Here is a 14,349-nt window from a genome sequence, read left to right as displayed (position 1 = left end):
CTCCATGAAGCGTGTTCGTGTTGTAGTGGCGTTAGCAGGGGCCTTGGCCCTGACGCCCATCCCTGCCACAGCGGCGACACCGGCGTTCACCCTGTCCGGCGGCGTGTCCGCCCCGATCCACTCCCTGGCCGACGCGGTCCGCGAGACCGTCTACGTCGACTCCGGCCTCGACCTCGACGGTGACGGCACCCGCGACCGGGTGGCCGCGGACGTCATCAGGCCGGCCACGACCGGGCGCGTGCCCGTGATCATGGACGCCAGTCCCTATTACCAGAGCGCGGGCCGCGGCAACGAGAGCGAGGTCAAGACCTACGACTCCGCCGGCGTGCCGGTCAAGTTCCCGCTCTTCTACGACAACTACTTCGTGCCGCGCGGCTACGCCGTCGTGCTGGTCGACTTCCTCGGCACGAACCGGTCGCGCGGCCGCGTCGACGTCGGCGGCCAGTCCGAGATCGCGTCCGGCACGGCCGTGATCGACTGGCTCAACGGCCGTCGCACCGGCTACACGACGCTGACCGGCTCGGCGACGAAGTCCGCCTCGTGGTCGACCGGCGCGGTCGGCATGATCGGCAAGTCGTGGGACGGGTCGATCGCGAACGGCGTGGCGGCCACCGGCATCGACGGGCTCAAGACGATCGTGCCGATCGCGGCCATCAGCTCGTGGTACGACTGGTTCCGTTCGGACGGTGTCGCGTACAACAGCTACAGCTCGCCGACCGGGCTCGGTTCGCAGTTCGAGAACTCCAACGCTCGCTCGCGATGTGCTGCCGTGCGCTCGCAGATGACGAACGGGTCTCCTGCCAACGGCGACTACACGGCCATGTGGCAGGCACGCGACTTCGTGCGCAACGCCTCACGCGTGAAGGCGTCGGTCTTCGCGATCCACGGGCAGAACGATCTGAACGTGAAGACGCTGCAGTACGGCCAGTTCTGGGACGCGCTGCCCGCATCGGTTCCGAAGAAGCTGTGGTTCTCGCAGACCGCGCACGTCGACCCGTTCGACTTCCGCCGCGGTGAGTGGGTCTCCACACTGCACCGGTGGTTCGACCGCTGGCTGCTGAACGTGCCGAACGGCATCGAGAACGAAGCTCAGGTGTCCTCGGAACGTGCCCCGGACCAGTGGGTCGATGACCAGACGTGGCCTCCCGCGGGCACGGTCGGCACCGTGCTGCGTCCATCTTCTTCGGGACTCGGCACGGCACCGGGCACCGGCACGGCGGCGTTCACCGACAACGGCAGTGCCACGCCGGCCACCTGGCTCTCCGGCTCGAACACCGGCCGGGTGCTCTACTCCACGGCGCCGCTGACGTCGGACCTGCGCGTCGCCGGCACGTCGTCGATCACCGTGGGCGTGTCGTCGTCGACGCCGACCGCGCACCTGACGGCGTACCTCGTCGACTACGGCCCTGCTCGGGTGCGGACCGGGGAAGGCATCCGGACCCTGACCACGGAGTCGTGCTGGGGCGAGAGCCGCACGGGCGATGACGCCTGTTACCGCGACACGGAGACGACGGCGGGCAACGTCGACGCGCAGATCGTCGCGCGCGGGTGGGCGGACCTCGCGAACTACGAATCGCGCTCGGTCACGCGCACGATCACGCCGGGAACCAAGTACCGCATCACGTTCCGACTGTCCACAACGGACTACGTGATCCCCGCGGGGCACCGGCTGGGTCTGCTGATCGGCGGAACGGACTCGAGCGCGATCGTGCGCCCGAGCCAGCTGCCGAGGCTGACCGTCGACCTGGCGGACACCTCGGTGCGGATCCCGCTGAAGGGCGCGGTGCCGGCCGCCTCGGCCGCAGCGCCGACCGCCACCAGCGTTTCCGCTGGTACGAGGAGTGAACTGGGCTAGCGACCCGGACTGTCGGTGCTGCTCGCTAGCATCGGCGGCATGGGTTCAACCGACGGTGTCGTTCTCGGAGACGCGCTGCAGGTCCTGCAGCGCGTCTTCGGGTACCCCGAGTTCCGCGGCGAGCAGGCCGCCATCGTCGAGCACGTGATCGCGGGCGGCGACGCGCTCGTGCTCATGCCGACCGGCGGTGGCAAGTCCCTCTGCTACCAGGTCCCCGCCCTGGTCCGGCCGGGCACGGGCGTGGTGGTCTCCCCGCTCATCGCGCTGATGCAGGACCAGGTGGACGCACTGCGCGCTCTCGGCGTGCGCGCCGGCTTCCTGAACTCCTCGCTGTCGTGGGACGAGCGCCGCCAGGTCGAGGCGGAGTTCGTCGCCGGCGAGCTCGACCTGCTGTACCTCGCGCCGGAGCGCCTCACGTCCGAGGCGACGCTGCGCCTGCTCGACCAGGGCGAGATCGCCCTGTTCGCGATCGACGAGGCGCACTGCGTCTCGCAGTGGGGCCACGACTTCCGCCCGGACTACCTCTCGCTCACGCAGCTGCACGAGCGTTGGCCGAAGGTCCCGCGCATCGCGCTGACGGCCACCGCGACGGAGGCCACGCGCAAGGAGATCCTGACGCGCCTCGACCTCTCCGAGGGCCGCCAGTTCGTCTCGAGCTTCGACCGCCCGAACATCCAGTACCGCATCGTCCCCAAGAAGGAACCCAAGAAGCAGCTCCTCGACCTGCTGCGCACCGAGCACAGCGGCGACGCCGGCATCGTCTACTGCCTGTCCCGCGCCTCCGTGGAGAAGACCGCGGAGTTCCTGGTGGCCAACGGCGTCCAGGCCCTGCCCTACCACGCGGGCCTCGACGCCTCGGTCCGCCAGCGCAACCAGGCGCGGTTCCTGCGGGAGGACGGCCTGGTCATGGTCGCCACGATCGCGTTCGGCATGGGCATCGACAAGCCGGACGTCCGCTTCGTGGCCCACCTCGACCTGCCGAAGTCCGTCGAGGGCTACTACCAGGAGACGGGCCGCGCGGGCCGCGACGGCCTGCCGTCCACCGCCTGGCTCGCCTACGGCCTGTCCGACGTCGTGCAGCAGCGCAAGATGATCGAGTCCTCGGAAGGCGACCTGGCCTTCCGCCGCCGCTCGCAGGCGCACCTCGACGCGATGCTGGCGCTCTGCGAGACCATCACGTGCCGCCGCACGATGCTCCTCGACTACTTCGGCCAGACCGGCGTCCCGTGCGAGAACTGCGACACCTGCCTGACCCCGCCCGAGTCGTGGGACGGCACGGTGGCGGCGCAGAAGGTCCTCTCCACGGTCTGGCGCCTGCGCAACGAGCGCGGCCAGAAGTTCGGTGCCGGCCAGGTGATCGACATCCTGCTGGGCCGCAAGACCGCCAAGGTCATCCAGTTCGACCACGACCAGCTCAGCACCTTCGGCCTCGGCGAGGACCTGACCGAGGGCGAGTGGCGAGGCGTCGTCCGCCAGCTGCTGGCCCAGGGCCTGCTCGCCGTCGAGGGCGAGTACTCGACCCTGGTCCTCACCGAGGCGAGTTCCGAGGTCCTCGGCCGCAAGCGCGAGGTGAAGCTGCGCAAGGACCCGACCCCGGCCCGCTCGACCACGCGCACCGCCACCCCGGCCGCCGCCAAGCAGAAGCCCGACCTCCCCGCCGAGGCCACCCCGCTCTTCGAGACGCTGCGCGAATGGCGCGCCCAGCAGGCCCGCGAGCAGGGCGTCCCGGCCTACGTGATCTTCCACGATGCCACCCTGAAAGCCATCGCGGCATCCCGCCCCGGCTCGCTGGCGGCACTGGGCGCCGTGAGCGGCGTGGGCCAGGCGAAGCTCACCAAGTACGGCGAGCAGATCCTCGAAGTGGTGGCGAGCGGCGGCGCCCCCGCCCCCGCCCCCGCCCCCGCCACGCCCGCCCCCGCCAAGCCCAAGCCGAAGACCGCGAGCCAGGGCGGCGCGGCGTGGGGCTCGAGCGGCTCGGCCGAGGAGGAGTGGCCGGAGCCGGAGGAGCCCGACGAGCCGATGGACTGGTGACGGTCCCGGCTCAGCGCTCGCGCCGAGCCGGACCGAGCAGAGCGTCGCGGCAGTGGGGCGGTCTCGCCGAGCCACACCGCCGCTGAGGCCGAACCGGATTCCCGAGTCGATGGGGTCGGCCCGGCCGTGCGCGAGTGACCGGAGCAGGCAAGCCCTCAGCCAATGCATTCGCGACGCTCAGAGCCACCGCTGCCGCCACCGCTGCCGTCGCCCGGCGCCGCCCGCCGCAGTCGCCTGCCGCCACCGCCGCCGCCGCCGCTGTCGTCGCCGCCCGCCCGCGACCGCTGCTGCCCGCGACCGCTGCCGCGCGCCGCCGGTGCCGCCCACCGATGCCCGCCACCCTCGCCAGCCCGCCGCCACAGCCGCCACCACAGCCGCTGCCGCCGACGAGCCGATCCTCGGACCGGGCGCCCACCCTGCGGGTCAAGCCCTGCCGAGCGCCAGCGCCACTCCGGGAGCAACGGCCTTGAGCTGTTCCAACGCGCTGCGCCGGGCCTCGGCGGGATCGCCGTGGGCGGCGTTGGCGCCGGCGACGACGAGCAGGTCGCCCCAGGCCAGGTACGCCTCGCACGTGTGCATTCCCGGCCGGAGGTCGGGCAGCGTGCCGCAGTAGGCGTAGAAGTCGTCGAGCCCGTCCGGCCTGGGCACCTCGGCGTCCGGCGTCACGGCGCGCTGCGGCTTGCCCTCGATAGCCGTGAAGGTGGTGCAGGTGCGCGACTTCGCCCTGACCTGCTCGACCAGGTCCGCGGCTTTCTGCTCGGACAACGCGTGCACGTGCTGCCGCACGGCCATCGTCTGCCCGCTCCACCGGCGCGTTCGCATCACCTTGAACCCGGAGCCGAGCTCGACCCGGCCGCACACCTCGGCCACCACCGGCGTTCCGTGCTCGTAGCCGCCGGGTTCCGACGGCTCGTCCTTCGTCCACGTGGCGTCAGGGGCGAACGCCTCTTTCGCGACGTAGGCCGTCACGGCTCGTCGCGCGAGAGCGTTCCACTGATCCGCCACCGAAGCCGAAGACGAAGACGAAGACGAAGACGGCGGAGGCGAGGCCACCGGCGCAGGTGCGCTTTCTTGCGCGGCGCATCCCGACAGCAGGACAGCCGAGATCAAAAACCGACGGAACACGGTCCCCTCCCCCAAATCCGGGGAGCAGCGTACGTCGTCAAGTCACCTTTTCGAGCTGCACCCGATCGATCACGTTCTTCCCCGGTTCCGCGACCGACTCGAACGCCGCGCTGTTCAACCGCACGCAGGCTGGCCCTACCCCGACGATCCGCACGGTCGTTTGCCGTCCGTTGTCCAGGTTGGTCACCCGGACCGAGGTCCCGACCGGCAGTTGCGACGAGAACGCTCCCGGCGCTCCACCCACGGCCGACACCCCGACCGTCGTCCCGTCGCACACGACCTGCCCGACGACTCCGGAAGCCCGCAGCCTCGGCGTGGAGGACCGGACGGGCGCGGGCGCGTTGCCGACGATCTCCACCCGGACCTGCCGGGGAGAGCTGTCCGCCCCGCCTCTGCCCAGGCCCGCCGGACGCGACGAGTCGAAGGCCAACGAGTCGAAGGCCGCGGTGTTCAGCACCGCGCAGCCGGCCGCGGTGCCGATGACGGGCACGGTGATCGACCGGCCGTTGCCGAGGTTCGTGACGCGCAGGGAGGTTCCGAGCGGGAACTGGTCCGATGTCACGGCCGCCGGTCCGCCGGACCTCACCGCCCTGGGCGGCTGTCCCGCGCAGACCTCCTTGCCCGCCACTCCCGGCTGCGACGGGGGAGCACCCGAGCCGGCGAGTGCGAAGGCCGTACCCCCGATGGCCGCGACGACCGAGAACGTCCCGGCGGCCGCGATCCAGCCCTTCGACCAGCGCATCCACAACACCCGACCTCTCGGTCAGGCCTACGGCCAGCAGGCCGGGAAGGTTCATCGGCGCGTGGCCCGCACCAGCGCTGTCGGATCGCAGGACGCCAGGTGGTCGCGGAGCGCCACGTGGGCGAAGCGGTACTCGCCGTCGACGCGGGTGAGCAGCAGCCGGTCCTGGGCCAGGTGGAGCAGAGCCGTGCGGCGGAACGACAACTCGCCCAGCGACAGGGGACGGGTGATGCCTTCGGCTGCTGCTTCGGCGAACGCGTCGAACGGCCAGACGTAGTCGCGGGCAGCGGTCGGTGTCACCAGCAAGCCCAAGGCGACGCCCAGCGCGGTGCCCCACGACCCCGACGTGCCCAAGCCGCCCAGCAGACCGACCGCGCCGAGAAGTGGGACGGCGGGCTGAACCCACCACGGACGTCCGACTCGCATCCTCTGGTGCTGCGCTGTGCGTACCGTGCGCCACACACGTCCTACGGCCGCCGCGAACACACCACCGGCTACACCTGCGGAGAACCCGATACCCATGCCCATCAGCACGGTGTGGGGACCGGTCCAGATCATCGACACGCCCGGCGCGGCCGCGATCATCGCCGCCCACGGCACGGGTGCGTCGCCCGGCACGAAGCCCAAGGCCAGGAAGAAGGACGCCACCACCACGAACACGTACGCGACGAAGTACGGCCACGGCATACCGATACCGCCGAGCCACAGACCGACGAGTCCGACCAACAGCCCGCCGAGCACACCGGCGAGGAAAGCGAGCGCAGCAGTAATGATGCCGTGCGCGCGTCCGGGCGGATGGAAGACGTGCGGCAGTTTGTTCACCAACACGAGCAACGCGGAAGACGCGACCACGAAAACCAGAGCCGGCCACAATCCAAGCCGCAGCCCCGTCATGAACGCCACGGCGCACACCCCACCGGCGTATGCGGCAGGTACCGCGCGCACGAACAGCAACCACAACGGACGCGTCGGCAGCAGCGGGAGCCACTCACGGCGGTGAGGCATGTGCACGGGCGCGCCGAGGTCCGGGCGGTCCAGCCGTGCGAGGAACTTCAGCGCACGGATCGTGGGCCCTGCACCGCGTTGGCCGGACAGCCGTTCCACGACGAAAGACCCCACGAAGTCGGTGCCGATCGTGTCGACCTGTTTGTCCAGGTGGGTCAGCGCCACCAGGTTCAGCGCCAGCGGCGAGTCGAGCTGGTCCCAGATCGCCGGTGTCAGAGCTGACTCCAGGCTGTCGAGACGCGGGCTGACCGAAGCGATGTACTCCAGCACCTGTCCACGCGACAACGGCTCGACGAACACCGACGGCAGGTTCTCGATCGGCCCCGTCGAGCACACCACCGAGGCGAACGGCGCGAGCTCGGACTCGCAGTGCGCCCGGTCGACCCGCGGCACCTCGTCCAGGCCGTCGATGAGGACGGCCACCCGCCCGCGGCGCAGCCAGATCGTGCCGGCCGAGCGGCTGATGCCGTAGCGCCGGTTCATCTCGCGCAGCAGCCACGCGGTGAACTCCGTTGGCTTGCGCGTGCCGTACGCGCGCCACGTCGCCAAATCCACGACGACCGGAATCGGCGCCTGCGGATCGTTGCGCGCACGTTCGACCAGCACCAGGCACAGTTCACGCAGCAACGTCGAGCGCCCACTGCCCACCGGGCCGATCAGGACCATGGTGTGACCGAGGCGGTCGTAGACGGCCTCCAGGTCCGGAGACGAAACTTCCTCACCCGCGACCCGCACGTGGAGCCGCGGCTGCCGCACCACGCCGAGCTTGATCTGCGTCTGCGCGGCCAGCGAGGAGGCGAGCAGGGCCTTCACCCGCGACTCGACCCTGCCCAGGGCGGCGGTGCGGCTGCTCGTCTCGTGGCCGCGGACCCGCTCCCAGACCACCAGGCCGACGGCGACCAGCACCATCACGCCGACAGCCGGCCACAACCACTCACCGAACTGGCCGAAGAACTCCGGCACGGCTCCGCCGGTGCTCACGCTGATGGCGGCTGGGAGCAGCAGGACCACGGTGACCAGGCACAACGCGGCCAGTGCGGTCAGCCGCGCGGCTCTTGTCACCCCGCTCGGATCCACTTCCACCTCCGTGATCCCGGCGAACGACGGTAACCGGGTCGCGGGAATCGCGGAAGTGACTCGGAACGCCGCCCGAGGAACGCCACGTTCGGTGGGTGCAGCGGCTAACTCACATGCGACCCAGCAGCACGAGCAGTCTCAGAATGCCCACGCTGCGTATGGGCCACGGCCTTGAGGTTCCATCGTTGTGATGGCGGACGACAGCGGCCAGCGCACTCCTAAGAGCACGCTGGCCGCTGTCTCTTCCCCGTTACCGGTGGCCCGAGGTCACTGCTGCTGGCCGCCGAAGTTTCGAAGGCCTTCCTTGAGCTTGTCCTCGCCCTTGTCGATGTGCTCGCTGTGCTGCCCGCCGGTCTTCTCGTCGGCGAACTGGCCCGCGCGGTCCACACCCTGATCGACCTTGTCGCCGTGCTGGCCGATCAGGTCCTTGGCCTTGTTCTTCAGCTCATCGAAGCCCATGAGTGCATTACCTCCCTATGGACCCCGGTTACCCAGTCCCGCATCCGATACACGTCACTGGATCGAGTGAAGTGCCGCCACCGGGCTCAGCCTCGCGGCTCTGAGGGCGGGCAGCAGCCCCGCACCCGCGGTGAGCGCGGTCAGGACGAGCACGACCACGGCGACCGCGGCAACGGGCACCTGCAACGGCCATTCGACGCCGAGCGAGATGATCGCGAGCCACGCGTAGGGGATTCCGATGACGAGCCCGAGCACCGCGCCGACGAGTCCGTAGAGGCCGGCTTCGGTCGTGATGAGGCGGCCGAGCTCCCAGCGGGTCAGGCCGATCGCGCGCAGCAGCCCGGACTCCCGGGTCCGCTCGAGTGCCGACAACGCCGTGGTCGAGCCCACGCCCACCACGGCGATCACCACGGTCAGGAACAGCAGCCCGATCGCGATCGCCACCAACGTGGTGAACCAGTTCTCCTGCGCGAGCCGGCGTTCGCTGAGCGACTCGACCTCGAACCCGGCCGGCACGCGGTCCCTCGCGCCGTTCGCGAGCGCGCCGGCCGGTTCACCCTCCACATCGGACGGGTGCAGCACCGCGCTGCCGAGCGGCACACCGCCGAACACCGTCGCCGCCACCGTCATCCGCACGCCGTTGACGTCGGCCTCGGAACCCGCGGTGAGCCCGAGGGCGCTCGACGTCCGGGTCGACAGGATGATCTTGCGCGGCCCCATGCCGGACAGGGACCCGGTGTCGACGCGGAAGTCCGGCAGAACGCGGAGCTCGCTCATGTCGAGATCGGTGCCGCGCATGGTGAGCGACCCGTTGACGGTGATGTCCGCGCGCCGGTACGGGAGGACGTCCGTGAGCCCGGCCGCCTGCAACGCCCGCACGTCGACCGGTCCGGTGAACTCCAGGTCCGCCGGGTAGGCGCTCGCCATCTCGGCCCTCCCCAAGCCCTGCGCCGTGTTCGCGCCCGTCAGCGTCGCGATGACGAGGCTGACCCCCAGCGCCACCACCGCGGTGATCGAGGCAGCCCGGCGTGGCGCACCACCCACCCCGCTCACCGCCAACGACCCGACGGGGCTGCGCCGCAACGGAATTCCGATCAACCGAAGCACCGGCGAGATCAACGCGGGCCCGAGGGTGATCAGTGCACCGAACGCCAACGCACCGCTGATGGTCGTCCGCAGCAGCAGTTCTTCCGTCACACCGGAAGGGCGTTGTTTCGTCGCCAGGCCATCGACCGCGACGTTGACCAGCAGCCCGCCCGCTCCCAACGCCATCAGAACACCCATGACCCAGCGCGGACCGCCGATCCGGCTCTGGGCGTCCTGCACGGCCGAGGTCCGCAGCGCCTCCAGCGGCGACACCGCGGCCGCGGACCACGCCGGCGCCAGCACGGCGAGCGTGGTCAGCACGAACGACCCGAGGACGACGATCAACGCCGGCGTGAGCGGGAACCCCGGAGCCACCAGCCCGGCCAGCGGCACGAGCTGTCCGGCGCCCGCCGCCAGCGCGACCCCGGCGACCGAGGCGAGCAACCCGGTCAGCGCTCCCTCGGCGAGCAGGCCCCGCGCCAGCCGTGCCCGCGAGGCGCCGATGGCGCGCAGCAACGCGAGCTCCCGCACCCGCTGCGCGAACACGATCCGGAACGTCGACGTGGAAACCAGCGCGGCCACGATCACGGCGACCGTGACGAAGGCGCCGAGCAGCGCGAACACCTCGACCAGCCGGGCGCCACCCACCGCGAGCGAGCGTTCGGCGACGTCCTCGGCGAGCACCGTCGCGTAGGCGAAGAACGCCGCGATCATGATCGACAGGACGGGCAGGAACCGCCTCACGCGGCCACCGCCTCGACGACACGTCCATCGGCCATCCGCACCACGGCGTCGGCGTAGGAGGCGGCGCGGTCGTCGTGCGTGACCATCACGATCGTCTGACCGAAGTCCCGCACGGCCTGCCGCAGCAGGTTCAGCACGTCCGCGGAAGACCGCGAGTCCAGGTTCCCGGTCGGTTCGTCGGCGAAGACGACCTCGGGCCGCGTGACCAGCGCACGCGCCAAGGCCACCCGCTGCTGCTGTCCGCCGGACAGCTCCGAGGGCCGGTGTGTGAGTCGTGCCGACAGCCCCAGCACCTCCACGAGCTGCGTGAACCAGGCGCGATCGGGCCGGCGGCCGGCCAGTTGCACCGGCAGCAGGACGTTCTGCTCCGCGGTCAGCGCCGGCAGCAGGTTGAACGTCTGGAACACGAACCCGACCCGGTCCCGGCGCACGCGGGTCAGCGCGTGGTCGGACAGCCGGGTCAGGTCCTTCCCGCCGAGGAGCGCCGCGCCGGAGGTGGCGGTGTCGAGGCCCGCGAGGCAGTGCATCAGCGTGGACTTGCCGGAGCCGGACGGTCCCGTGATCACGCTGAACGCGGCGGGCCGGAAGCCGGCCGTCACCCCGTCGAGTGCCCGGACCGCGGTGTCACCGGAGCCGTACACCTTCACGAGGTCGACCGCGGCGGAAGCGAAGTTGTTCACGTGGTCAGCAAAGTCCGCCGTGCCGGCCGGGCACCTCCGTCCCGAGAACGGCTCCCCTCTGCCTTTCGGCCGATCTGCGCCACGCCACCGGGTGCATAAGGTCGTGGTCATGCTCTGGAAGTCCGGCGCGATCGCCGCACTGGTCGCCGCCGCGTTCGTGGACGCCTACTACGGCCTGTTCAACTCGCCGGGCCTCTACCCGTGGACGGGGTGGGCCGCGTTCGCCTGCGTCCTGCTCCCCGCGCTCGCCTGGCTGCGCCCCCACCGCGTGGCGGCCGCTCTCGCCGCCACAGCGTGCGTCACGTTCACCGTGCTCAACCCGCTCGACAAGGAGTTCGGCCTGGCCGAGGCGCTGGCGCTGACCGGCGTGCTGGCGGTCACCGCGCACCGGGCGAGGTCGTGGCGGGACGCGCCGCTGCTCGGCTGGGTCGTCATCGCGCTGGTCACCCAGCCCGTCCGGTTCCCGCTGGGCAGCACCGAGGTGACGCTCGCGATGGGCCTGCTGGTCGTCGCCACCGCCGTGCTCGCCCTCACCGGCTACCTCCGCCTGCTCGGCAACGCCCGCGAGAAGCAGGTGGCCGCCGTCCAGGCCGAGCAGCGGGCCGAGTTCGCGCGGGACCTGCACGACTTCGTGGGGCACCACCTCACCGGCATGGTCGTGCTGGCCCAGGGAGCGAGCCGGATCGTCGAACGCGACCCCGCACGGGCGAAACAGGCCCTCGGCCGCATCGAGGAGGCCGGCGGCGAGGCCATGAGCGCGATGCGGCGCATGGTCGGCGTGCTGCGCGACGACGTGCCCGTGGCGCCGGTCACGGGCATCGCCGACATCGAGCCGCTGGTCGAGGCCGAGCCACGGGCGACCCTCGAGGTCCACGGCGACACCGCGGATCTGCCGCTCGAGGTGGTGGGCTCGGTGCACCGGGTGGTGATGGAGGCGCTGACCAACATCAGGAAACATGCCGCGGAGGCCACCGAGGTGGACGTCCGGATCCAGGCCGCGCCGGGCTGGGTCACCGTCAAGGTCGCCGACGACGGCAGGCCCGCGAGGCAGGGCCACGGTTTCGGCCTCATCGGACTCACCGAACGCGTGCAGGCGCTCGGTGGCAGGATCAAGGCGGGGCCCGGCGTCGACGGTGGCTGGGTCGTCGACGTCGCGCTCCCGACGCGAAGGGCGACGGCGTGATCAGGGTTCTCGTCGCGGACGACCAGGCGATGGTGCGCACCGGGTTCGGCATGATCCTGGACGCGGAGCCCGACATCGAGGTCGTGGCGGAGGCGCGGGACGGCATCGAGGCGGTGTCCGAGGCACGCCGCACGAAGCCCGACGTGGCGTTGATGGACATCCGCATGCCGCGCATGGACGGACTGGAAGCGCTCAAGCAAATCGCGAACGACGTCCGCGTGGTGGTGTGCACGACGTTCGACCATGACGAGTACGTGCACACGGCGTTGAAGAACGGCGCGTGCGGCTTCTTGCTGAAAGACGCCGGACCGAACCTGCTCGTCGAAGCGATCCGTGCGGCCGTCACGGGCGATGCGCTCATCAGCCCGTCGATCACTGTCCGGCTGTTGCAGCACATGAACGCGCCTGCACCGCAACGGCCGCACAATCTCTCCGCGCGTGAGCTCGACGTCGTGAAACTCGCGGCCATCGGCAAGACGAACGCGGAGATCGCGCAGGAACTGTTCATCTCCATCGGCACGGTGAAGACGCATCTGGCGAGCGTTCAGACCAAACTGGACGCCCGCAACCGCGTCGAGATCGCCGCTTGGGCGTGGGAAGCCCGGCTGGTCGGCCGAAAGTAGGACCCACAACCAGTCTGCGGACAGAAGCCTCGTTCGCAGGACATCACGAGAATCCGAGCCATGAAGAAACTCCTCCTGCTGGTTCCCGTGCTGGTGCTCGCCGCGTGCGGCCAGAAGAGCTACACCTACGAGGCGTTCTACGACGTCGAGGGCACGGGCCAGGCCGAGGTGACGCTCACCGTCCCCGGTGGCGCGGCGCAGTCCGAGACCGTTGACCTGCCGCTGCGCAACCGCGCCCTGCTCGCCAACGCGCTCGGCAGGATCACGCTGATCGTGCAGCCGCGGAGCGGGCAGGCGACCTGCAAGCTCCGCGTCGAGAAGGAGGAGGAGGTCGCGAACTCCGGCGCGCGGGCGGTCTGCGAGTACGAGATCACCGAAGACACCGACAACTGAGTGATTGGTCAAGCCTTGCCGGGTCACCACCGGCTCCACTAGGAATCGCGCATGAGGCGAATCGCAGCTTCCCTGGCGGTGGCGGCGCTGGCCGCCGGGGTCATCACCACCGGAACCGCGTCCGCGCAGCCGCAGGCGCAGTCCGCCCGGCCGGACTGCGGCTACACCGCGACGCCGGACGACCCTGCCGCCCGTCCGGTGACCATCCCGCGCGACCCGTGGTTCACCAAGGGGAAAGTGCTGGTGAAGGTCAAGACGAACCAGGGCGACGTGCCGCTGGTGCTCGACCGCGGCAAAGCCCCGTGCACCACGCACAGCTTCATCCACCTCGCGCACCGCGGCTTCTACCACCAGACCGAGTGCCACCGCCTCACCGCGTACCCGACGCTGAAGGTGCTGCAGTGCGGCGACCCGTCCGGCACCGGTGCGGGCGGCCCGGGCTACAAGTACGCCGACGAGCTGCCGACCGATCTGCCGCCGGCGCCGAACGACCCCACCGGCCAGCGCCGCGTCTACCCGCGCGGCACGCTCGCGATGGCCAACGCCGGTCCGGACACGAACGGCTCGCAGTTCTTCCTGGTGCAGTCGGACTCGATCCTGCGCCCGAACTACACGGTGTTCGGCCAGATCCTCCCGGAGGGCCTCAAGACCCTCGACAAGATCGCGGCCGGTGGCATCGCGGGGGAGAACCCGCAGGACGGGCGGCCCGCCAGCACCACCGAGCTGAAGTGGGTGCTCCCGCTCGGCGTCTAGGGCCTGCCCCATCCCGTCAGCGCTCCGTAGAACGCGTCCGAGAGCCGCCGGACCACCTGCTCGTCAGGTAGTCCGGCGGTGGTCGTCAGGTCGATGATCGCTCTCGGGTCGAACAACGCGTTGTGCACCAACCGCGCCACGGGCAGCAACGTGTCCGGCAGCGCCAGGTCGATCAGCACGCCGCGCAGTGCCCGGTCCCACGCCGCGCACGACAGCACCGTCATGACATCGGCGGACTGCAGACGCTCCAGGAACCCGCGCTGGGACCAGAACCGCACGATCACCGGGCCGTGCAGGCTCTGCATCTTCACCCAGCGCAGGGCCTGGTGTTCGAAAAGATCCTTGCCTCTCTTGCGGGATCGTTCGCCGTGCTCGGCCAACGACCTCATGACGGCCTCGTGGTAGGCCGTCACCAGTGCTTCCACGGACGGGAAGTGGCGATACGCCGTCGCCTGCGAAAGCGCTGCCTTGCGCGCGATCGACTGCATCGTCGCCGTTGTCGGTTCAGTCCGCAGGACGTGCGTCGCGGCGTCCAGCAATCGCTTGCGGTTGCGGCGCGCGTCACTGCGGCTGCTTGTCTCCTCCGGCAGAAC

13 protein-coding genes are annotated in these 14,349 nt (G+C 70.7%); 6 read left to right on the top strand and 7 right to left on the bottom strand.

The genetic code is table 11. From position 1 onward, the window contains the following. Positions 1-4: 4 nt before the first annotated feature. Together BMW88_RS10405 and recQ are read left to right on the top strand one after the other, a co-directional pair. The gene (locus tag BMW88_RS10405; protein WP_089950443.1) at positions 5-1,855 is read left to right on the top strand and encodes a Xaa-Pro dipeptidyl-peptidase; all 1,851 of its coding nucleotides are present in this window, start codon (positions 5-7) and stop codon (positions 1,853-1,855) included. A 39-nt stretch (positions 1,856-1,894) separates the two neighbouring features. Further along, positions 1,895-3,886 (top strand): DNA helicase RecQ, encoded by a 1,992-nt coding sequence (gene recQ, locus BMW88_RS10400; protein ID WP_089950674.1) that lies wholly within the window; start codon positions 1,895-1,897, stop codon positions 3,884-3,886. A gap of 423 nt (positions 3,887-4,309) precedes the next feature. On the opposite strand, the gene BMW88_RS10395 is transcribed toward recQ, so the two are convergent. From BMW88_RS10395 to BMW88_RS10370, 6 genes are all read right to left on the bottom strand, one after another. Next, on the bottom strand, positions 4,310-4,855 hold the full coding sequence (locus tag BMW88_RS10395) for a hypothetical protein (protein WP_089950442.1): 546 nt from the start codon (positions 4,853-4,855) through the stop codon (positions 4,310-4,312). 193 nt (positions 4,856-5,048) lie between these two features. Continuing rightward, the gene (locus tag BMW88_RS10390; protein WP_143116032.1) at positions 5,049-5,753 is read right to left on the bottom strand and encodes an RlpA-like double-psi beta-barrel domain-containing protein; all 705 of its coding nucleotides are present in this window, start codon (positions 5,751-5,753) and stop codon (positions 5,049-5,051) included. Positions 5,754-5,804: 51 nt separating this feature from the next. Beyond that, on the bottom strand, positions 5,805-7,820 hold the full coding sequence (locus BMW88_RS10385) for an NACHT domain-containing protein (RefSeq protein ID WP_089950440.1): 2,016 nt from the start codon (positions 7,818-7,820) through the stop codon (positions 5,805-5,807). Between the two features lie 282 nt (positions 7,821-8,102). Continuing rightward, positions 8,103-8,294 carry an antitoxin gene (locus tag BMW88_RS10380; protein ID WP_089950439.1) on the bottom strand — a complete coding sequence of 64 codons (192 nt, stop codon included), beginning with the start codon at positions 8,292-8,294 and terminating at the stop codon, positions 8,103-8,105. A gap of 54 nt (positions 8,295-8,348) precedes the next feature. Then, a complete protein-coding gene (locus BMW88_RS10375; protein ID WP_089950438.1) occupies positions 8,349-10,124 on the bottom strand; it encodes an FtsX-like permease family protein in 1,776 nt (591 codons plus the stop codon). After that, complete coding sequence (locus tag BMW88_RS10370; protein WP_245777690.1) at positions 10,121-10,804, bottom strand: ABC transporter ATP-binding protein; 684 nt, start codon at positions 10,802-10,804, stop codon at positions 10,121-10,123. Before BMW88_RS10370 ends, BMW88_RS10375 begins: the two co-directional genes overlap by 4 nt. Positions 10,805-10,913: 109 nt before the next feature. On the opposite strand from BMW88_RS10370, the gene BMW88_RS10365 reads away from it, so the two are divergent. The 4 genes from BMW88_RS10365 to BMW88_RS10350 are packed head-to-tail and all read left to right on the top strand — an operon-like array spanning position 10,914 to position 13,756. Further along, a complete protein-coding gene (locus tag BMW88_RS10365) occupies positions 10,914-11,987 on the top strand; it encodes a sensor histidine kinase (protein WP_143116031.1) in 1,074 nt (357 codons plus the stop codon). Next, positions 11,984-12,610 (top strand): response regulator, encoded by a 627-nt coding sequence (locus BMW88_RS10360; RefSeq protein WP_089950435.1) that lies wholly within the window; start codon positions 11,984-11,986, stop codon positions 12,608-12,610. The genes BMW88_RS10365 and BMW88_RS10360 overlap by 4 nt, the downstream gene beginning before the upstream one ends. 60 nt (positions 12,611-12,670) lie before the next feature. Continuing rightward, on the top strand, positions 12,671-13,003 hold the full coding sequence (locus BMW88_RS10355) for a hypothetical protein (protein WP_089950434.1): 333 nt from the start codon (positions 12,671-12,673) through the stop codon (positions 13,001-13,003). 51 nt (positions 13,004-13,054) lie between these two features. Further along, positions 13,055-13,756, top strand: a complete 702-nt coding sequence (locus tag BMW88_RS10350; RefSeq protein WP_089950433.1) for a peptidylprolyl isomerase — start codon at positions 13,055-13,057, stop codon at positions 13,754-13,756. On the opposite strand, the gene BMW88_RS10345 is transcribed toward BMW88_RS10350, so the two are convergent. After that, positions 13,753-14,295: a TetR/AcrR family transcriptional regulator gene (locus BMW88_RS10345; protein WP_177221035.1), complete on the bottom strand. Its 543-nt coding sequence runs from the start codon at positions 14,293-14,295 to the stop codon at positions 13,753-13,755. The two genes, BMW88_RS10350 and BMW88_RS10345, sit on opposite strands and share 4 nt — an antisense overlap. Between the last annotated feature and the right edge of the window lie 54 nt (positions 14,296-14,349).

Origin of the sequence: Lentzea xinjiangensis, assembly GCF_900110955.1 — a bacterium.
Lineage (GTDB): Bacteria > Actinomycetota > Actinomycetes > Mycobacteriales > Pseudonocardiaceae > Lentzea > Lentzea xinjiangensis.
Note: the sequence above shows the minus strand (reverse complement) of the source record. Positions and strands in the feature narration are given on the sequence as shown.

Bases quoted from the DNA above. Each gene is read 5' to 3' on its own strand.
- BMW88_RS10405 (WP_089950443.1), top strand. From the start codon at position 5: ATGAAGCGTGTTCGTGTTGTAGTGGCGTTAGCAGGGGCCTTGGCCCTG.
- recQ (WP_089950674.1), top strand. From the start codon at position 1,895: ATGGGTTCAACCGACGGTGTCGTTCTCGGAGACGCGCTGCAGGTCCTG.
- BMW88_RS10390 (WP_143116032.1), bottom strand. From the start codon at position 5,753: ATGCGCTGGTCGAAGGGCTGGATCGCGGCCGCCGGGACGTTCTCGGTC.
- BMW88_RS10380 (WP_089950439.1), bottom strand. From the start codon at position 8,294: ATGGGCTTCGATGAGCTGAAGAACAAGGCCAAGGACCTGATCGGCCAG.
- BMW88_RS10365 (WP_143116031.1), top strand. From the start codon at position 10,914: ATGCTCTGGAAGTCCGGCGCGATCGCCGCACTGGTCGCCGCCGCGTTC.
- BMW88_RS10355 (WP_089950434.1), top strand. From the start codon at position 12,671: ATGAAGAAACTCCTCCTGCTGGTTCCCGTGCTGGTGCTCGCCGCGTGC.
- BMW88_RS10350 (WP_089950433.1), top strand. From the start codon at position 13,055: ATGAGGCGAATCGCAGCTTCCCTGGCGGTGGCGGCGCTGGCCGCCGGG.